This window comes from Variovorax atrisoli (assembly GCF_014195185.1).
In the GTDB taxonomy this organism is placed as follows: domain Bacteria; phylum Pseudomonadota; class Gammaproteobacteria; order Burkholderiales; family Burkholderiaceae_C; genus Variovorax; species Variovorax atrisoli.
The window spans coordinates 534,991-552,567 of the sequence record NZ_JACIBG010000005.1 but is presented as its reverse complement, the minus strand read 5'-3'; the positions used below and the strand labels follow the sequence as shown (position 1 = coordinate 552,567).

At 69.6% G+C, this 17,577-nt stretch carries 17 protein-coding genes; 9 read left to right on the top strand and 8 right to left on the bottom strand.

The window, feature by feature from the left end; all coding sequences use genetic code 11:
- Positions 1 to 38: 38 nt before the first annotated feature.
- From xylF to FHY06_RS20390, 5 genes are all read right to left on the bottom strand, one after another.
- A complete protein-coding gene (gene xylF / locus FHY06_RS20410) occupies positions 39 to 1,073 on the bottom strand; it encodes a D-xylose ABC transporter substrate-binding protein (protein WP_132754217.1) in 1,035 nt (344 codons plus the stop codon).
- 197 nt (positions 1,074 to 1,270) lie between these two features.
- Positions 1,271 to 1,774: a ferritin-like domain-containing protein gene (locus tag FHY06_RS20405; protein ID WP_019654057.1), complete on the bottom strand. Its 504-nt coding sequence runs from the start codon at positions 1,772 to 1,774 to the stop codon at positions 1,271 to 1,273.
- A 123-nt stretch (positions 1,775 to 1,897) separates the two neighbouring features.
- Entirely contained in the window at positions 1,898 to 2,584 is a 687-nt protein-coding gene (locus FHY06_RS20400; protein ID WP_184606164.1) for an alpha/beta hydrolase family protein, read from the bottom strand.
- A gap of 45 nt (positions 2,585 to 2,629) precedes the next feature.
- Positions 2,630 to 3,910: a phospholipase D-like domain-containing protein gene (locus FHY06_RS20395; protein ID WP_184606163.1), complete on the bottom strand. Its 1,281-nt coding sequence runs from the start codon at positions 3,908 to 3,910 to the stop codon at positions 2,630 to 2,632.
- A gap of 47 nt (positions 3,911 to 3,957) precedes the next feature.
- Positions 3,958 to 4,590 carry a response regulator gene (locus FHY06_RS20390; RefSeq protein WP_019654054.1) on the bottom strand — a complete coding sequence of 211 codons (633 nt, stop codon included), beginning with the start codon at positions 4,588 to 4,590 and terminating at the stop codon, positions 3,958 to 3,960.
- 316 nt (positions 4,591 to 4,906) lie between these two features.
- On the opposite strand from FHY06_RS20390, the gene FHY06_RS20385 reads away from it, so the two are divergent.
- The 7 genes from FHY06_RS20385 to FHY06_RS20355 all read left to right on the top strand — a co-directional run bounded on the left by FHY06_RS20385 (position 4,907) and on the right by FHY06_RS20355 (position 12,548).
- A complete protein-coding gene (locus FHY06_RS20385; protein ID WP_184606162.1) occupies positions 4,907 to 5,902 on the top strand; it encodes an AraC family transcriptional regulator in 996 nt (331 codons plus the stop codon).
- Positions 5,903 to 6,168: 266 nt separating this feature from the next.
- The gene (gene paoA, locus FHY06_RS20380; RefSeq protein WP_184606161.1) at positions 6,169 to 6,831 is read left to right on the top strand and encodes an aldehyde dehydrogenase iron-sulfur subunit PaoA; all 663 of its coding nucleotides are present in this window, start codon (positions 6,169 to 6,171) and stop codon (positions 6,829 to 6,831) included.
- Positions 6,828 to 7,778: an FAD binding domain-containing protein gene (locus tag FHY06_RS20375; protein WP_126183788.1), complete on the top strand. Its 951-nt coding sequence runs from the start codon at positions 6,828 to 6,830 to the stop codon at positions 7,776 to 7,778. Before paoA ends, FHY06_RS20375 begins: the two co-directional genes overlap by 4 nt.
- Before the next feature lie 2 nt (positions 7,779 to 7,780).
- Positions 7,781 to 9,991, top strand: a complete 2,211-nt coding sequence (gene paoC, locus FHY06_RS20370) for an aldehyde oxidoreductase molybdenum-binding subunit PaoC (protein WP_184606160.1) — start codon at positions 7,781 to 7,783, stop codon at positions 9,989 to 9,991.
- Between the two features lie 107 nt (positions 9,992 to 10,098).
- Complete coding sequence (locus FHY06_RS20365) at positions 10,099 to 11,142, top strand: thiamine pyrophosphate-dependent dehydrogenase E1 component subunit alpha (RefSeq protein WP_184606159.1); 1,044 nt, start codon at positions 10,099 to 10,101, stop codon at positions 11,140 to 11,142.
- Entirely contained in the window at positions 11,139 to 12,098 is a 960-nt protein-coding gene (locus tag FHY06_RS20360; protein WP_184606158.1) for an alpha-ketoacid dehydrogenase subunit beta, read from the top strand. The genes FHY06_RS20365 and FHY06_RS20360 overlap by 4 nt, the downstream gene beginning before the upstream one ends.
- A gap of 24 nt (positions 12,099 to 12,122) precedes the next feature.
- A complete protein-coding gene (locus tag FHY06_RS20355) occupies positions 12,123 to 12,548 on the top strand; it encodes a MarR family winged helix-turn-helix transcriptional regulator (RefSeq protein ID WP_132801524.1) in 426 nt (141 codons plus the stop codon).
- A gap of 326 nt (positions 12,549 to 12,874) precedes the next feature.
- Here FHY06_RS20355 and FHY06_RS20350 read toward each other — a convergent pair whose 3' ends face one another.
- A complete protein-coding gene (locus tag FHY06_RS20350; RefSeq protein ID WP_184606157.1) occupies positions 12,875 to 13,654 on the bottom strand; it encodes an SDR family oxidoreductase in 780 nt (259 codons plus the stop codon).
- Between the two features lie 126 nt (positions 13,655 to 13,780).
- Between FHY06_RS20350 and FHY06_RS20345 the strand changes: the two genes are divergently transcribed.
- The gene (locus FHY06_RS20345; protein WP_132801518.1) at positions 13,781 to 14,728 is read left to right on the top strand and encodes a LysR family transcriptional regulator; all 948 of its coding nucleotides are present in this window, start codon (positions 13,781 to 13,783) and stop codon (positions 14,726 to 14,728) included.
- Between the two features lie 91 nt (positions 14,729 to 14,819).
- Positions 14,820 to 15,842, top strand: coding sequence for a Bug family tripartite tricarboxylate transporter substrate binding protein (locus tag FHY06_RS20340; protein WP_132801516.1), 1,023 nt, complete (start codon positions 14,820 to 14,822; stop codon positions 15,840 to 15,842).
- A 124-nt stretch (positions 15,843 to 15,966) separates the two neighbouring features.
- On the opposite strand, the gene FHY06_RS20335 is transcribed toward FHY06_RS20340, so the two are convergent.
- Positions 15,967 to 16,290 carry a DUF1840 domain-containing protein gene (locus FHY06_RS20335; protein ID WP_019654043.1) on the bottom strand — a complete coding sequence of 108 codons (324 nt, stop codon included), beginning with the start codon at positions 16,288 to 16,290 and terminating at the stop codon, positions 15,967 to 15,969.
- 11 nt (positions 16,291 to 16,301) lie between these two features.
- Positions 16,302 to 17,573 (bottom strand): class I SAM-dependent methyltransferase, encoded by a 1,272-nt coding sequence (locus tag FHY06_RS20330; RefSeq protein WP_184606192.1) that lies wholly within the window; start codon positions 17,571 to 17,573, stop codon positions 16,302 to 16,304.
- Positions 17,574 to 17,577 lie beyond the last annotated feature (4 nt).

The window sequence follows — 17,577 nt, the reverse complement described above, 5'->3', positions numbered from 1 at the left end:
TGGATGGCGCCGGTGGGTGGCTCGACCGTTGTGCGGCGTTACTTGCAGGCCGCGGGCGCGCTGGCGCCCGAGACGCCCTTGCAGAGCTCGTCCTTCTTGATCCAGCCGGCCTTGACCACGAGGTCGAGGTTGTCGCGGGTCACGGCCACCGGCGTCAGCAGGCGCGACTGCAGCGAGACCTTCTTCGGCCCCGAGTTCCACGGCGCGGCCTTGTCGACCGGCTTGCCCTGCGACAGGGCGATGGCCGCGATGGCGGCTTCGCGGCCGAGCTCGCGCGAGTCCTTGAAGATGGTGGCGGTCTGCGTGCCCAGCGCGATGCGGTTGAGCGCAGCGAAGTCGGCGTCCTGGCCCGACACCGGAATGCCGCGGATGCCCTTGGCCGTGAGCGCCGCCACCGCACCGCCGGCCGTACCGTCGTTGGCAGCCACCACCGCGTCGACCTTGTTGCCGTTCTTGGTGAGGATCTGCTCCATGTTCTTCTGCGCGACCTCGGGCTTCCAGCCTTCGGTGTATTCGTCGCCGACGATCTTGATGTCGCCCTTCTTGATGGCGGCGTCCAGCACCTCCTGCTGGCCCGCGCGCAGGAAGTCGGCGTTCGGGTCGCTGGGCGAGCCCTTGATGATCACGTAGTTGCCCTTGGGCTTGACCTTGAAGACCTCGCGCGCCTCCATGCGGCCGACCTCGACGTTGTCGAAGGTGATGTAGAAGACGCCGGGCGCCTCGATCAGCCGGTCGTAGGCGATCACGGGCACCTTCTGGCGCGTGGCCTTGGTGACGGCCGGCAGGATGGCGTCCTTGTCCATCGCCAGCACGATGAGCGCCTTCGCGCCCTTCGACATCAGGCCCTCGATGTCGCCCAGCTGCTTCTCGGGCGAGCCGCCCGCATCGGCGCTGATGTACTTGGCGCCGAGCTTCTCCAGCTCGGCCTTGATGGCCGCCTCGTCGGTCTTCCAGCGCTCTTCCTGGAAGTTGGACCAGCTCACGCCGACCACGGTCTGCGCCATCGCGCCCACGGCCGTGGAACCGAGTGCCGTGGCGAAGGCCATGGCGGCCAGGGTTTGTTTCAGTCGCATCGATGTCTCTCCTGAATTGATTCGCCCGCAGGCGTCAGCCAAGTAAGAAATTAGTTAGTTTGAAGGCCGAACTAACTATCCCATCGAGCCGGGATCATGGGCATCGGGGAATTCCCGAGGCGTGCGGCGCCCGTGAAAAAGGCCGGGCGAGCCCGGCCTTCATTCACTCGAGCGCTTGAGCGCTCGATGGCGATCGATCAGTCGCGGGCGCGCGCGGCGTTGCGCAGGTCGCGGATCTGGTCGTGGTTGCGCTGCGCACCTTCGGCCTGGGCTGCGACCACGCTGCGGACGTCGGCCGGCAGGTTCTGCTTCAGGGCCTTGCGATAGCGCGCGACACCGGTGTCTTCGCCGCGCTCGCACGATTCGAGAATGGAGAGTTCGCTGTTCGCGCCGAGCGAGCCCTTCACGTGCACCCACCCGCGATGCAGCGCACCGGCGGCGGTGCCGCCGTCGGCCGGCTCGCCGCCGTAGGCCGCGATGAGCGCCATCAGTTCGGCGCCGGCCTTGCGGCACTCCTCGGCGCGATTGGCGAAGAGCTGCTTCGCCGCGGGGCTCTCGACTTCATCGGCGCAGGCGCGGAAGCCGTATTCGCCGTCACGCGAGTTCTCGAGCAGGTCGTTGAGCACGTCCACCACTTCGTCCTTGTCCAGCACGGGGCCGGTCGACTGCAGGGTGTCGAGGGAGGTATCTGCGTATGCCATGGCGATGATCCTTTCAATTCAGTTCGGTTGCCGTTCAGTGAAGGCACATCGTTGAAAGATCCGCGGCGCCGCAGCGTCGTCGCGTCGGGCGACACGACGTAGGACGACCCGCGCAGCCCGGCGTCAGTCGATGCGCCAGGCCTGCATCCACACCGCGATGCCGTCGAGCAGTTCGCCCAGCGCTTCCTCGTCGGTGCGGCCGCTGCGCCTGAGCACATGGAAGGAATGGTCGGCGCCGTCGATCTCCAGCACGGTGGCGAGCGGACCCAGCGCCTGCACGGCGTCCTCGAAGGGTGCCGGCTCGGCGAGCGTGTCGCGCGGCCCGTGCGCGAAGAGCATGGGCACGTCGACCTCGCACAGGTGCGCCGCTCGCTCGGCCGCCTTCGCGGGCGCGCCCGACGGGTGCAGCGGAAACCCGAGGAAGACCAGCCCTTCGACGGCCGTGAGCGGCTCCAGCGCCTGGGCCTGCGAGGTCATGCGGCCGCCGAACGACTTGCCGCCAGCGAAGAGACGCACGCCCGCGAAGCGCGACGACGCGCAGGCCACCGCCGCGCGCACCGCGGCATGCGCCAGCGCAGGTGCGTCCGGGCGCTTGCTGCCCCGCTCCATGTAGGGAAACTGATAGCGCAGCGTGGCGATGCGCCGCTCGGCGAGGCCCTCGGCCACGGACTGCATGAAGGGATGTGCCATGCCCGCGCCTGCGCCGTGCGCGAGCACCAGGCAGGCCTCGGCCGAGGCTGGCGACATCGCGAGGGCCGACACCGCGATGCCGGGCCTCACGTCGATGGAAAGTTCGTGCTGGGTGGTCATCGCGCGAGTGTGCCCGCGCGGCCCCCGTTTGAATGTCGATTCACCCTAGAGCTGCGACGACAGCAGCGCCGCCAGGTGCTCCATCGCCTTCTCGCGCAGCGGGCGGTCCTTCCAGGCCTCGTAGGTCAGGCGCTTCGACAGGCGCAGGTCGGCCTCGAACTGCGCGGTCTGCTCGGCGGCGAAGGCCTCGTCGTAGATGTTGAGGTTGGCCTCGTCGTTCAGGCGGAAGGAGCGGTTGTCGAAGTTGGTCGAGCCCACGGACACCAGCAGTCCATCGACCGTGAAGACCTTGCAGTGGAACATGGTCGGCTGGTATTCGCTGATCTCGGCGCCAGCCTCCAGCAAGGGGCCCCATGCCGCGCGCGAGGCGCCGCGCACCGTCTGCGAATCGATGATCGGACCCGGCGTGATGATGCGCAGCCGCACGCCGCGCTGCAGGGCCGCGACCAGCGCGCCCACAGTGAGGTCGTCGGGCACGAAGTAGGCGCTCGACAGGTCGATGGTCCTGGTGGCCGCCGCGATCGACAGCAGGTACATCAGGTGCATGCTCTCGCTGCCGCCGGAGGGCGAGCTGCTGAACATCTGCGCGCGCCCGTCGCCCGCCGAGGCGATCGGCGGAAAGTAGGTTTCTCCGTGCAGCACGTCGCCCGACACCTTCACCCAGTTGTCCATGAACACGGCCTGCATCTGCGCCACCACCGGTCCCTCGACCTTGTAGTGCGAATCGCGCCAGTGCCCGGCGTCCTGCGCGTGGCCGGTCCATTCGGGCGCGATGCCCACGCCGCCGGTGAAGCCGGTGCGGCCGTCGACCACCAGCAGCTTGCGGTGGGTGCGATTGTTCATGCGCGCGATGTCGTACCAGCTCGGCTTGTGGAACTTGCGGATCTGCACGCCGGCGCTTTCCATCTCGCGCACGAAGTCGGCGTCGACCTTGGCGCTGCCCACCCAGTCGAGCAGCACGTGCACCTTCACGCCCGCGCGGGCGCGCTCCGAGAGCGCGTCGGCAAACTGGCGCCCGATGTCGCCCGACCAGTAGATGTAGGTCTCGAAAGTGATGCTCCGCCTGGCGCCGCGGATGGCGGCGAGCATCGGCGGAAAGATCTCGTCGCCGTTCTGGAAAGCCTCGAACCGGTTGCCGCCGGTGATGGGAGGCCCGAGCATCACGCCGAGCGCGCGCTGGTACTGCGCGTCGTGCAGCCCGTACTCGCGCTTGACCTGCTCGTCGAGCTTCTTCTCGCCGCTGGTGAAGTTGAGCACCAGCAGCGTGGCGGCCAGCGTCAGGACGAAAGTCCAGACGATGATCTTGAACGTCCTTGGGCGATGCACCTCAGGACGCGGAGACTGCCTGACCAAGCGATAAGCCGATCAAGCGATCAGTCGATCAGCTGCGTCTTGATCGCGTAGTAGGTCAGGTCGCTGTTGGTGGAGAGGTTCATCTTCTCCATCAGCCGCGTGCGGTAGGTGCTGATGGTCTTCACCGAGAGCGACAGCGCCTCGCCGATGGCGCCCACCGACTCTCCCTTGGCCAGCTTCAGGAACACCTGGAACTCGCGCTCCGACAGGTGCTCGTGCGGCGGCGCGTTGTCCTTGCGCTCCAGCTGGCCCGCGAGCAGCTCGGCCACCGAGGGCGAAATGTAGCGGCGGCCCAGCGCGATGGTGCGGATGGCCTTGGCGATCTCCTCGGGGTCGCATTCCTTGTTGAGGTAGCCCGAGGCGCCCTGGCGGATCAGGTTCACCGCGTAGTGTTCTTCGGGGTAGCCGCTGAGGATGAGAACGCCGAGGTCGGGCGCCTTGGCGCGCACCATGGCGAGCGCGTCGATGCCGCTCTGGCCGGGCATGGAAAGATCCATCACCAGCACGTCGATGTCGGTCGTGCGCACCAGGTCGATGGCCTCGCGGCCGCTGCCGGCCTCGCCGACCACGCGGAAATCGACGAAGGTGGAGAAGAACGACTTCAGGCCTGTGCGGACGACGGCGTGGTCGTCGACGATGCCGATCTTGATCATGGGATGAACCTCCTGCGATCTGATTGTTGGGGGCCGCTTGCGCGCGCGGTGGCAGGCAGCGGAAGGAGGGCGTCACGATGCCACATGCATTCGCGCAGCGGGGCCTCCCAAGGCGGGTCGGGCATTTGTCCTGCACGGGTTCGCAGAAACGTCTCGCAACGATGTAGGAGAGCAGGCGGGTGGCCACCCTGCCGGGTGGTGCCAGGGCTTGCCCGCTCCTCTGCATTTCTTGCCTGATCCTGTGGAGACGCGCCTGCCGCATGGATGCCGGGGCGAGCCGCGGGTAGAGTCCCGGCGAGGTTTCGAAGCAAGCAAGATGTCACCCAGACAGAACACGGAGGACGCCGACGCCTCGGCACGGTGCAAGGCCCTGCAGTCGGCGATGGCGCGGATCATCGGCGCGCGCACGCCCGCGCCGGGCGACCACGAGACGCCCGTCGCGAACCTCAGCTTCTTCAGGCGCGAGGCGCCCGCGCCGCCCACGGTCTGCATGGTCGAGCCGAGCATCGTGCTGGTCGCGCAGGGCGCGAAGCGGATGTGGGTGGGCGGCCATGCCTATCCCTACGACACCTCGCGCTTCCTCGTCACCTCGCTGGACATGCCCGCCAACTCCGAGGTGATGTCGGCGAGCCCGCGGCAGCCCTGCCTGGGCCTGATGCTCAAGCTCGACGTGCGCGTGCTGGCCGAGCTCATTGCGCAGGGCAACCTGCCGCCGCAGCGCGAGCGCCCGCTCGGCATCAGCGTGGGACTCGGCGACGCGACGCCCGCGCTGCTGGCGCCGCTCGCCCGGCTGGTGGAGCTGCTGGACGAACCCGAGGCCATTCCCGTGCTCGCGCCGATGATCCATCGCGAGATCCACTACCGGCTGCTGATGAGCGACCAGGCTGCGAAGCTGCGGCAGATCGCCTCGGTCGACGGGCAGGGCCACCGCATCGCCAGGGCCATCGACTGGCTGAGGCTGAACTACGCGACCGCCGTGCGCATCGACGAGCTCGCGGCCCGCGTGCAGATGAGCGCGCCGACCTTCCACCACCACTTCCGCCAGCTGACCGCGATGAGCCCGCTGCAGTACCAGAAGTGGCTGCGGCTGAACGAGGCGAGGCGGCTGATGCTCAACGAGCACTTCGACGCGGCGAGCGCCGCCTTCGAGGTGGGCTACGAAAGCCCCTCGCAGTTCAGCCGCGAGTACAGCCGCCTGTTCGGCGCCCCGCCCCGGCGGGACATCGAGGTCATGCGCACAGCTGCGCGCGCGAACGGGCATGCGGGTGCGGGTGCGGAAGGCGGCGGCGCGGCCGAAGCCCGCCGCGCCTGAGGCCTCATCGGATCAGGCAAGAAACGAAGAGGATCGCGCTATCGATCCCCGCGCGGCTCCAGAAGAATGGGAATCGAGCGGCTCGTTCCCTCCGCGCGCTGCAACGGTGAGAACCTGAGAACCATTTTCGCAAGCCGCGAGCCCCGGTGCGCCGAAGAAGCCGCGAGCAGGGGACAACAGCCGCCGTTTTCCTACCGACGCCGCCCATCACCCGGGATATGAGCGGTATTGGCCATCCCCACGAACCTCGAACAGCAGGAGCTGACATGGACAGTCCCACGACCCCAATGATCTCGCGGCGCGACGCCCTCATCGTCGGCGCCGCAACCGCCGCGGCGGTTTCCGCGTCCAACGCGACGCCCGCATCGGCGCAGCCCGCGCCCGCGTCCCCAACTGCCGCCAGCGCGGCGGGCGGCTTTCGCACGAAGCTGTCGCTGAACGTCAACGGCACGGCGCGCGCGCTCGACGTGGACACGCGCACCACCCTGCTCGACGCGCTGCGCGAGCACCTGCAGCTGACGGGCACCAAGAAAGGCTGCGACCACGGCCAGTGCGGCGCCTGCACGGTCATCGTCGACGGCAGGCGGATCAACTCCTGCCTGACGCTCGCCGTGATGCACGAGGGTGCGCAGGTCACGACCATCGAAGGGCTCGGCACGCCGCAGAACATGCATCCGATGCAGGCCGCCTTCGTCAGGCACGACGGCTACCAGTGCGGCTACTGCACGCCGGGGCAGATCTGTTCGGCGGTGGCGGTGATCGACGAGGTCAAACGCGGCATCCCGAGCCACGTGAGCGCCGACCTCACGGCCAGACCGATCCTCTCGGCCGAGGAACTGCGCGAGCGCATGAGCGGCAACATCTGCCGCTGCGGCGCCTACTCCAACATCGTCGAGGCCATCACCGAGGTGGCGGGGAGCAAGGCATGAAGGCTTTCACCTACGAGCGCGCCGCGACCCCGGCGCAGGCCGCGTCCGCCGTCGCGGGCAGGCCCGGCGCGAAGTTCATCGCCGGCGGCACCAACCTGCTGGACCTCATGAAGCTGCAGATCGAGGCGCCGGTGCACCTGGTCGACGTGAACGGCCTGGCGCTGGACCGCATCGAGCCGACGCCCGAAGGCGGCCTGCGCATCGGCGCGCTGGTGCGCAACACCGACCTGGCGGCCGACGAGCGCGTGCGCCGCGACTACGGCGTGCTCTCCCGCGCGCTGCTGGCCGGCGCATCGGGCCAGCTGCGCAACAAGGCGACCACCGCGGGCAACCTGCTGCAGCGCACGCGCTGCCCCTACTTCTACGACACCGACCAGCCCTGCAACAAGCGCCGCCCCGGCAGCGGCTGCAGCGCCATCGGCGGCGTGACGCGGCAGCTCGCGGTGATCGGCGGCAGCAAGTCCTGCATCGCCACCAACCCCAGCGACATGGCCGTGGCGATGCGCGTGCTGGACGCCTCGGTCGAGACCGTGCGGCCCGACGGGCGCACCCGCGTGATCCCGATCGCCGACTTCCACCGCCTGCCCGGCGACACGCCCCACATCGAGACGGCGCTGGAGCGCGACGAGCTCATCACCGGCGTGACCCTGCCGAAGCCGGTCGGCGGCACGCACGTCTACCGCAAGGTGCGCGACCGCGCCTCCTACGCCTTCGCGCTGGTGTCCGTCGCGGCCATCGTGCAGCGCGACGGGTCCGGCCGGGTGGCGTTCGGCGGCGTCGCGCACAAGCCGTGGCGCATGGAGGCTGCCGAATCCGCCATGCCGCAGGGCGCGAAGGCCGTGACCGCGCGGCTGCTCGCCGACGCGCAACCCACCCACGAGAACGCGTTCAAGCTGCAGCTCGCCGAGCGCACGCTGGCCGCTGCCATCACGCAAGCGAGGAGCTGACCATGAGATTCGACACCCCCGCCACGACCAACCCCATCGACCAGCTGAAGATCATCGGCAGGCCCACGGACCGCATCGACGGCCCGATGAAGACCACCGGCACCGCGCGCTATGCCTACGAGCGCAACACCGAGATGCCCGGCGCAGCCTACGGCTACGTGGTGGGCGCAGGCATCGCGAAGGGCCGCATCGCGTCGATGGACCTGGCCGCCGCCCGGGCGGCGCCGGGCGTGCTGGCCATCGTCACCGCGCGCAATGCGGGCAAGCTCGCCAAGGGCGACTTCAATACGGCAAAGCTCCTGGGCGGCCCTGAGATCGACCACTACCACCAGGCGGTGGCGCTGGTCGTGGCCGAGACCTTCGAGCAGGCGCGCGCGGCGGCGCAGCTGCTGCGCATCGAGTACGAACGCACGTCCGGCCGCTTCGACCTGGCCGCAGAGAAGGACGCGGCGCAGATGCCCGCGGCCACCCCCTTTTCTGGCGAGCCGCAGACAAGGACGGGCGATTTCGCCAGCGCTTACGCGGCCGCCCCCGTGCAGCTCGACGCGACCTACACCACGCCCGACGAGTCGCACGCGATGATGGAGCCGCACGCCTCCATCGCGCAGTGGCAGGGCGACAAGCTCACCATCTGGACATCGAACCAGATGATCGCCTGGGGCGCCGGCGACGTCGCCAAGACGCTCGGCATCCCGAAGGCGAACGTGCGGCTGATCTCGCCCTTCATCGGCGGCGGCTTCGGCGGCAAGCTTTTCGTGCGGGCCGACGCGCTGCTCGCGGCACTGGGGGCGCGCGCAGCCCGGCGCCCGGTGAAGGTGGCGCTGCCGCGGCCGCTGATAGCCAACAACACCACGCACCGGCCCGCGACCATCCAGCGCATCCGCCTGGCCGCGGGCCGGGACGGCAGGCTCACCGCCATCGCCCACGAAGGCTGGTCGGGCGACCTGCCGGGCGGCCAGCCGGAGACCGCCGTGAACCAGACCCGGCTGCTGTACGCCGGCGCGAACCGCCTCACGACCACGCGCCTGGCCGTGCTCGATCTGCCCGAGGGCAACGCGATGCGCGCGCCCGGCGAGGCGCCCGGCATGATGGCGCTGGAGATCGCCATGGACGAGATGGCCGAGAAGCTGGGCATCGATCCGGTCGAGTTCCGCGTGCTCAACGACACGCAGGTCGATCCTGAGAAACCGCAGCGCCCCTACTCCCAGCGCAGGCTGATCGAATGCCTGCGCACCGGCGCCGAGCGCTTCGGCTGGAACAGGCGCAACCCGGCGCCGGGGCAGCAGCGCGACGGCCGCTGGCTCGTCGGCATGGGCGTGGCGGCCGCGTTCCGCAACAACCTGGTCACGAAGTCGGGCGCGCGCGTGCGCCTGGACAACCGCGGCATGGTCACGGTGGAGACCGACATGACGGACATCGGCACCGGGACCTACACCATCATCGCGCAGACCGCCGCCGAGACCATGGGCGTGCCGCTCGACAAGGTGCTGGTGCGCCTGGGCGACTCGGCGCACCCGGTCTCGGCCGGCTCCGGCGGGCAATGGGGCGCCAACAGCTCGACCTCGGGCGTCTTCGCCGCATGCATGAAGCTGCGCGAAGCGGTCGCCTCCAGGCTGGGCCTTCCGGCGGCCGAGGCGGAGTTCGCGGACGGCATGGTGCGCGCCGGCGCGCGCGCGGTGCCGCTGGCCGAAGCGGCCGGCGCGCAGGGGCTGGTGGTGGAGGACAGCATCGAATTCGGCGACCTCGACAAGAAGTACCAGCAGTCGACCTTCGGCGCGCATTTCGTGGAAGTCGGCGTCGACGCGGCCACCGGCGAGATCCGCGTGCGGCGCATGCTCGCGGTGTGCGCCGCGGGGCGCATCCTGAACCCGAAGTCCGCGCGCAGCCAGGTGATCGGCGCGATGACGATGGGCGTGGGCGGCGCGCTGATGGAGGAGCTCGCGCTCGACAAGCGGCACGGCTTCTTCGTCAACCACGACCTGGCGGGCTACGAGGTGCCGGTGCACGCGGACATTCCGCACCAGGACGTCGTCTTCCTCGACGAGACCGACCCGATCTCCTCGCCGATGAAGGCCAAGGGCGTCGGCGAGCTCGGCATGTGCGGCGTCGCTGCGGCGGTGGCGAATGCCGTCTACAACGCGACGGGCGTGCGGGTGCGCGACTACCCGATCACGCTCGACAAGCTGCTGGACCGGCTGCCGCCGGTGGCCTGAACCTGCGGGGAAGCAGGAGGCGGCGGCGGGTAAGCCCGGTGCCGCGAGTCCGTCTCGCTTGATACGATTTTTTCCGGAACGCCCGCTCCAAGGGCGTCGGAGACAAGATGGACTCGAGCATTTCCAGCAGCGCCGCCCATGGCGCGCATGGCGCGGATGTGGCCCTGTACCGCGCCATGGTGCGGATACGGGCCTTCGAGAACGCGGCGGAGACCGCCAGCCAGGGCGGCGTGAGCGCCTACGGCCAGCAGGCAGCGGGCGCCGCCAAGGTCCGCGGGCCGCTGCACCTGTCGACCGGGCAGGAGGCGGTGCCGGCCGGCGTCTGCGCCCACCTGCGCCCCGCCGACTGCCTCACCTCCACCCATCGCGGGCATGGCCACACGCTGGCCAAGGGCGCCGACCTCGCGCGGATGATGTGCGAGCTGTTCGGCAAGGCCACCGGCTTCAACGGCGGCAAGGGCGGCTCGATGCACATCGCGGATTTCTCGGTCGGCATGCTGGGCGCCAACGGCGTGGTGGCGGCGGGGCTGCCGATCGCGGTGGGCGCGGCGCACGCGCAGAAGCTCCTGAAGAAGAGCGACGACATCACCGTCTGCTTCTTCGGCGACGGCGCGATCAACCGCGGGCCTTTCCTTGAAGCGCTGAACTGGGCGCGCGTGTATGAGCTGCCGGTGCTCTTCGTCTGCGAGGACAACCGCTGGAGCGCGACCACCGCGAGCGGCCCGATGACGGCCGGCGAAGGCGCCTCCGCGCGCGCCGAGTCGCTCGGCATCGCGTCCACGCAGGTCGACGGCAACGACGTGTTCGCGGTGCACGCTGCCGCCGCGAAGCTGGTGGCCGAGGTGCGCACCGGCGGCGGGCCGCGCCTGCTGCATGCGCTGACCTATCGCGTGAAGGGGCATGTGTCGGTCGACGTCGCGGCGTACCGCGATCCGGCCGAGCTGGCAGCGGCACTGGAGACCGATCCGATCGCACGGGCGCGCGGCCATCTGCTTTCGGCCGGCGTCGCCACCGCGACGCTCGACGCCATCGAGAACGCCGCGCGCGACGAGGTCGACACCGCCCTCGCGGTCGCCGACGCGGCCCCGTGGCCCGAGCCGGCCGCCGCCTTCACCGACGTGCAGACCGTCGGGGAGGGCCAGTGGCGATGAAGCACGAACTGAGCTATTCGGAAGCCGCCCTGCTCGCCCTGCAGCGCGAGATGGAAGCCGACCCGCGCGTGGTGGTGCTCGGCGAGGACGTGGGCCGCGGCGGCATCTTCGGCCAGTACAAGGGACTGCAGCAGCGCTTCGGCGAAGGTCGCGTGATCGACACGCCGATCAGCGAGGCGGCGATCATGGGCGCCGGCGTGGGCATGGCGCTCGCGGGGCTGCGGCCGGTGGTCGAGATGCGCGTGGTCGACTTCGCGCTGTGCGGCATGGACGAGCTGGTGAACCAGGCCGCCAAGAACCGCTTCATGTTCGGCGGCCAGGGCCGCGTGCCGCTGGTGGCGCGCATGCCCGGCGGCATCTGGGACGCCTCGGCGGCGCAGCATTCGCAGTCGCTCGAAGCCTGGTTCGCGCACCTGCCGGGCGTGGTGGTGGTGTGCCCCTCGACGCCGCAGGACAACCACGGGCTGCTGCGCTCCGCCCTGCAGTGCGGCGACCCGGTGGTCTACATCGAGCACAAGACGCTGTGGGGCGCGCGCGGCGAGGTCGACGAAGGCATCGCCGTGCCGCTGGGCAAGGCGGCGCGCGTGCGCGAGGGCGATGCGCTCACGCTGGTGAGCTGGAGCCGGCAGATGCAGGCCTGCTCGGCGGCCTGCGACGCGCTGGCGGCCGAAGGCATCGCGGCGGACCTGATCGACCTGCGCACGCTCTGGCCGTGGGACCGCGAGACGGTGCTGTCGTCGTGCGCGCGCACCGGCCGGCTGCTGGTGGTCCACGAGGCGGTGCAGGCCGCGGGCTTCGGCGCGGAGATCGCGGCGAGTGCGGCGGAGGCCACCGGCTGCCGCGTGGCGCGGCTGGGCGCGCCGCGCATTCCGGTGGGCTATGCGCCGGTGCTGGAGGCGCAGTCACGCGTCGGCGCGGAAGCGATCGTGGCCGCGGCGAAGAAGCTGGTGGGCTGAAGGCAGGCCACCTCGCCGGAAGCGATGGACCCGCTCTTCTTCAAGCTGGTGCGGGTCGTGAATCTCACGGCGCGGCCTTTCCATGAGAGCGTCGGCCGCGAGCACCGGCTCACGCTCAACGAATGGCGCACGATGGCCGTGCTCGCCGCGCAGCCCGGCCTCAACGCCACGCAGGTCGCCGACCAGACCGGCCTCGACAAGATGGCAGTGAGCCGCGCGCTGGCCGGCCTGCGGCGCCACAGGCGCGTACAGCGCCACGACGACCCGACCGACCGGCGCAGCAGCCGCCTCTATCTCACCGCCGCCGGCAAGGCGCTGCACGAAACGGTGGGCGCGCTCGGCCGAGAGCGCGAAGTCGCACTGTTCGGCGGCATCGGTGCGGTCGAACTGGCGCAGCTCGACACCACGCTCGACAAGCTCATCGAGGCAGTGCAGCGCGGCACACCCTGACCGCTCCACAAGCAGGCCACGGCCCATTCCAGAACACCACGGAACCGGCTTTGCCGGGTCGTTGGTGTTGCCCCCGGAAGGGGGTTGGCGAAGCGACACGAAGTGCGCGCAGCCCTGGGGGTGAGCCAAGTGCCTCCACGGAACCGGCTTTGCCGGGCCGTTGGTGTTGCCCCCCGGAAGGGGGTTGGCGAAGCGACACGAAGTGCGCGCAGCCTGGGGGTGAGCCAAGTGCCACCACGGAACCGGCTTCGCCGGGCCGTTGGTGTTGCCCCGGAAGGGGGTTGGCGAAGCGACACGAAGTGCGCGCAGCCTGGGGGCGAACCGAGTCAAGCCGCGAAGCCGCCGTCGATGTTGAGGCTCGCGCCGGTCACGAAGCCCGCTTCGGGGCTGGCCAGGTAGCCGACCATGCCGGCGATTTCTTCCGGACGGGCGTGGCGGGCCAGCGCCATCAGGCCATGCATCGAGGCGGCGTTGGGGCCGTCGACGGGGTTCATGTCGGTGTTGACCGGGCCGGGCTGCACGTTGTTGACCGTGATGCCGCGCGGGCCGAGGTCGCGCGACAGGCCCTGCACCAGGCCGACCAGCGCCGACTTGCTCATCGCGTAGGCGCTGCCTCCGGGCCAGGGCATGCGCTCGGCATTCGTGCTGCCGATGTTGATGATGCGGCCGCCCTCGCCCATGTGGCGCGAGGCCGCCTTGGCGGCGACGAAGACGGCGCGCACGTTGATGGCCAGCGTCTTGTCGAAGTCCTCGAGCGAGAAATCGTCGAGGGTGCCGCCGAGGAACACGCCGGCGTTGTTCACGAGGATGTCGATCCTGCCGAAGGTGCGGGCGGCTTCGTCGATGCCGGCGGTCAGGGCCGCGGCGTCGGCGCTGTCGATCTTCAGCGCCAGGGCGCGACCGCCTTCCGACTGGATGCTGCGCACCAGTTCCTCGGCCGGTGCGGCCGAGGCGGCGTAGCTGAAGGCCACGGCGGCGCCGTCGTGTGCCAGGCGGCGCACGATGGCCGCGCCGATGCCGCGCGAGCCGCCGGTGACGAAGGCGACCTTGCCGGCCAGGATGGGGGAAGAAGACGAGGAGGAGGAAGAAGCGGTGCTGGAGGCCATGATTTTTTCCTGTGCAATGGTGGAAGAAGAAGGCCTCAGTTTGGGCGCTTCATTCCTTCTCCGGTAGCCATCAATCCAGTCAATCAGATTCAACCAATGGTTGAAGATGGGCGCCACAATGCGGCCATGGAACCGCTGAATCACCTCGAATCCTTCGTGCAGAGCGCCGAGGGCGGCAGCTTCTCCGAGGCCGCACGGCGCCTGGGCCTGACGCCGGCGGCCGTCAGCAAGAACGTGGCGCGGCTGGAGGCGCGGCTGGGCCTGCGGCTGTTCCAGCGCAGCACGCGCAGCCTGAAGCTGACCGAGGGCGGGGAGCGCTTCCTCGCGCAGATCGGCGGCGCGCTGGCCACGCTGCGCGAGGCGGTGGCCGGCGTCGACACCGACGACGGCCAGCCCTCGGGCACGCTGAAGGTGAGCATGGGCCAGGCGTTCGGGCGCGAGCACGTGCTGCCGATGATGGGCGGGTTCCTCGCGCGCTACCCGGCCATCGTGCCCGACTGGCACTTCGACAACCAGCAGGTCGACCTGGTGGGCGAAGGCTTCGACGCGGCCATCGGCGGCGGCATCGAACTGCCGGCCGGACTGGTGGCGCGCGAGCTGGCGCGCATCCACGTGGTGGCGGTGGCCTCGCCCGCATACATGGAGGGGCGCAAGCCGCCCCGGCATCCGTCGGACCTGGCGGCGCTCGACACGCTGATGCGCCGCTCGTCGCCAACGGGGCGCGTGCGCGGCTGGACGCTGCGGCGCGTGCGCGGCGCAGGCGGAGGCACAGGCGAAGGCGAGGTCAGCGTCGAGCTGCCGCGGCCGCGCGCCATCTTCAACGACCCCGAGGCGATCGCGCATGCCGCGCTGATGGGCCTGGGCGCTGCGATGCTGCCGCTACCCTTCGTGGAGCGCGGGCTGCGCAGCGGCGAGCTGATGCGCCTGCTGCCCGACTGGTACCAGGATGCGGGGGCGGTGTGGCTCTACTACCCGAGCAAGAAGCTGCTTCCGCCGAAGACGCGGGTGTTCATCGATTTCGTGCTGGAGCGCTTCCGCGAGGAGCGCTTCGCGCAGCGGATGCAGGTGGCCTGAAGCGCCGCGGCCCGCGCGCTGCCAACTCCCTCACGCAGCCACGGGGTTTTCACCCGCGACGGCGAAGGCGTGCGCCTGTACAAACGCGCGCATGACCCATCAGACCTTTCTCTCACTGAATCGCCGCACCGCGCTGGCCGCATCCGCCGCCGCCGCGCTGACCCTCATCGCCGCTCCCTCGTGGGCCCAGGGCACCTGGCCGACCAAGCCGGTGCGCATCGTCGTGCCCTTCGCGGCCGGCGGCACCACCGACATCCTGGCGCGCGCCATCGCGCCCGAACTCTCGAAGGCCTTCGGCCAGCAGTTCATCGTGGACAACCGCGCGGGCGCCGGCGGCAACGTGGGCGCCGAGATCGTGGCGCGCGCGCCGAACGACGGCTACACGCTGCTGATGGGCACGGTGGGCACGCACGGCATCAACCGCGCGCTGTACCCCAAGCTGCCCTTCGACCCGATCAAGGACTTCGCGCCGATCACCCTGGTGGCCGCCGTGCCGAACGTGATGGAGATGAACGCCGACAAGGCGAAGTCGCTGAACATCCACAACGTGCAGGACTTCATCAAGTACGCCAAGGCCAACCCCGGCAAGCTGAACATGGCCTCCAGCGGCAGCGGCACCTCGATCCACCTGGCGGGCGAGCTGTTCAAGAGCATGACCGGCACCTTCATGGCCCACATCCCGTACAAGGGCTCGGGCCCGGCGCTGCTGGACATGGTGGGAGGGAATGCCGACGTGATGTTCGACAACCTGCCCTCCTCGATGGCGCAGATCAAGGCCGGCAAGCTCACCGCGCTGGCGGTGACGAGCGCACAGCGTTCGCCGGCCCTGCCCGACATCCCGACGGTGGCGGAAGTGGGCGGCCCGACGCTCAAGGGCTACGAGGCAAGCTCGTGGTTCGGGCTGCTGGCGCCGGCGGGCACGTCACCGGAGATCGTGAACCGCATCCAGCAGGAAGTGGCCAAGGCGCTGGGCACGCCGGCCATGAAGGAGAAGATGCTCGCGCAGGGCGCGATCCCGAGCGGGAACTCGCCTGCGGACTTCACGAAGCTCATTGCGAGCGAGCATGTGAAGTGGGCGAAGGTGGTCAAGGACTCCGGAGCAAAAGTCGACTGACCCCCAGGCTGCGCGCACTTCGTGTCGCTTCGCCAAACCCCTTGCAGGGGGCAACACCGACGGACCGGCAGAGCCGGGTCCGTGGTGTTTCACGAAAGGGCCGGGGGCGGCTGATCTTTGGTGATCAGGTCTTCCAGGTCACGTCCTTCTTTTCGGCCAGCGAGTCCTTGAGCATGTGCAGCAGCGGGATCGCGCGCTGATGCAGGCCGACGTGCTGCTTCTCGGCCTCGTTGGCGTGGCCTTCGACGGCGTAGTCGTCGTTGTTGTGGGAGTTGGAGGCCTCGCGTGCCAGGGCGGCCTCGAGGGCCGAGATGGCGCCGGGGATCTGCTCGACGGTGATGATGCCCTGCGGGGCGGCGGACTTGCCGACGATCTCGAGCAACTGGCGCGCATGCACTTCGAGCATCACGAAATCGGGCGCGGCCCGGGACTGGAATCGATAGAGCATGGTGTTCTCACTCACTTGTTGTAGATGTAGTCACGCGCAAAAGGGTACACCGATTGAGCGCCGCGAAGGACGCCGTGTTCGACCTTGCCGTCGGGCTTGGTGGAAAGCATCTGGTGCAGCGAGATCCAGCCCTGCTCGAAGCTCATGGCGGAGCCCGCGAGGTAGAGGCGATAGGCGCGCAGGATGCGTTCCGCGTTCTCCTTCTGGCGGCCGCCGCTTCGCTGCAGCACTTCCCGCGCCGTGTCGAGCTGCGACTCCAGCGCATCCGACCAGGCCCAGAGCGTGCGCGCGTAGTGCGGCCGCAGGCTTTCGGTATCGACCATCTCCAGGCCGGCCGCGGCCGTCTCGCGCAGCACGTGCGTCACGTGCAGCAGTTCGCCACCCGGGAAGATGTACTTCTCGATGAAGTCGCCCATGCCGGCGCCGAGCTGCCGGTAGTTGAGCTCGCCGGAGGTGATGCCGTGGTTCATCACCAGGCCGCCGGGCTTCAGCAGCGCATGGATCTTGCGGAAGTAGGTCGGCATGTTGGCCGCACCCACGTGCTCGAACATGCCGACGGAGGAAATCTTGTCGAAGGGCTTGTCGGTGGGCACTTCGCGGTAGTCGCGCAGCTCGACGCGCACCCGGCCCTGTAGCCCCTTCTCCTCGATGAGCCGCTGCACGTGCGCATACTGGTTCTTCGACAGCGTGATGCCGGTGGCGTCCACGCCGTAGTGCTCTGCGGCCCACAGCAGCAGGGCGCCCCATCCGGAGCCGATGTCGAGGTAGCGCTCGCCCGGCTGCAGCATCAGCTTGCGGCAGATGTGGTCGAGCTTGGCTTCCTGCGCCTGTGCCAGCGTGAGGTCGGGCGTGCGGAAGTAGGCGCATGAATACACGCGGCGCGGGTCGAGCCACAGCGCGTAGAAGTCGTCGGAGACGTCGTAGTGGAACTCGATCTGCGCCGCGTCCTTGCGCAGCGAGTGCGAGCCATGCGACTTGGCCCGGCGCTGCAGGCGGCTCCACCAGCCGGTGTCGGTCTCCGCCGGGTTGCCGGGGAGCATGCCGACCGTGGCGTCGATCAGGTCGCGCATGGCGCCTTCGATCTGCACCTTGCCCTCGACATAGGCCTCGCCGATGGCGCCCACCTGCCGTGCCGCCAGCTTGGCCAGCACCGTCCATTCCTTGAAGGCCAGGGTGACGCGGGCTCCGGCCTGTGCGACGCGCCGGCCATCGGGCAGCTCGAGCGCGATAGGGACAGGCAGCGACGCCAGCTGCGACTCGATCTTGGGTATCAAGTGTTGCATGGCA

Coding starts and splice junctions, on each gene's coding strand:
- FHY06_RS20340 (WP_132801516.1), top strand. CDS start 14,820: ATGACCCATCAGACCTTTCTCTCACTGAATCGCCGCACCGCGCTGGCC.
- FHY06_RS20350 (WP_184606157.1), bottom strand. CDS start 13,654: ATGGCCTCCAGCACCGCTTCTTCCTCCTCCTCGTCTTCTTCCCCCATC.
- FHY06_RS20400 (WP_184606164.1), bottom strand. CDS start 2,584: ATGACCACCCAGCACGAACTTTCCATCGACGTGAGGCCCGGCATCGCG.
- FHY06_RS20365 (WP_184606159.1), top strand. CDS start 10,099: ATGGACTCGAGCATTTCCAGCAGCGCCGCCCATGGCGCGCATGGCGCG.
- FHY06_RS20375 (WP_126183788.1), top strand. CDS start 6,828: ATGAAGGCTTTCACCTACGAGCGCGCCGCGACCCCGGCGCAGGCCGCG.
- FHY06_RS20405 (WP_019654057.1), bottom strand. CDS start 1,774: ATGGCATACGCAGATACCTCCCTCGACACCCTGCAGTCGACCGGCCCC.
- FHY06_RS20335 (WP_019654043.1), bottom strand. CDS start 16,290: ATGCTCTATCGATTCCAGTCCCGGGCCGCGCCCGATTTCGTGATGCTC.
- paoA (WP_184606161.1), top strand. CDS start 6,169: ATGGACAGTCCCACGACCCCAATGATCTCGCGGCGCGACGCCCTCATC.
- FHY06_RS20390 (WP_019654054.1), bottom strand. CDS start 4,590: ATGATCAAGATCGGCATCGTCGACGACCACGCCGTCGTCCGCACAGGC.
- paoC (WP_184606160.1), top strand. CDS start 7,781: ATGAGATTCGACACCCCCGCCACGACCAACCCCATCGACCAGCTGAAG.
- FHY06_RS20385 (WP_184606162.1), top strand. CDS start 4,907: ATGTCACCCAGACAGAACACGGAGGACGCCGACGCCTCGGCACGGTGC.
- FHY06_RS20355 (WP_132801524.1), top strand. CDS start 12,123: ATGGACCCGCTCTTCTTCAAGCTGGTGCGGGTCGTGAATCTCACGGCG.
- FHY06_RS20360 (WP_184606158.1), top strand. CDS start 11,139: ATGAAGCACGAACTGAGCTATTCGGAAGCCGCCCTGCTCGCCCTGCAG.
- FHY06_RS20345 (WP_132801518.1), top strand. CDS start 13,781: ATGGAACCGCTGAATCACCTCGAATCCTTCGTGCAGAGCGCCGAGGGC.
- xylF (WP_132754217.1), bottom strand. CDS start 1,073: ATGCGACTGAAACAAACCCTGGCCGCCATGGCCTTCGCCACGGCACTC.
- FHY06_RS20330 (WP_184606192.1), bottom strand. CDS start 17,573: ATGCAACACTTGATACCCAAGATCGAGTCGCAGCTGGCGTCGCTGCCT.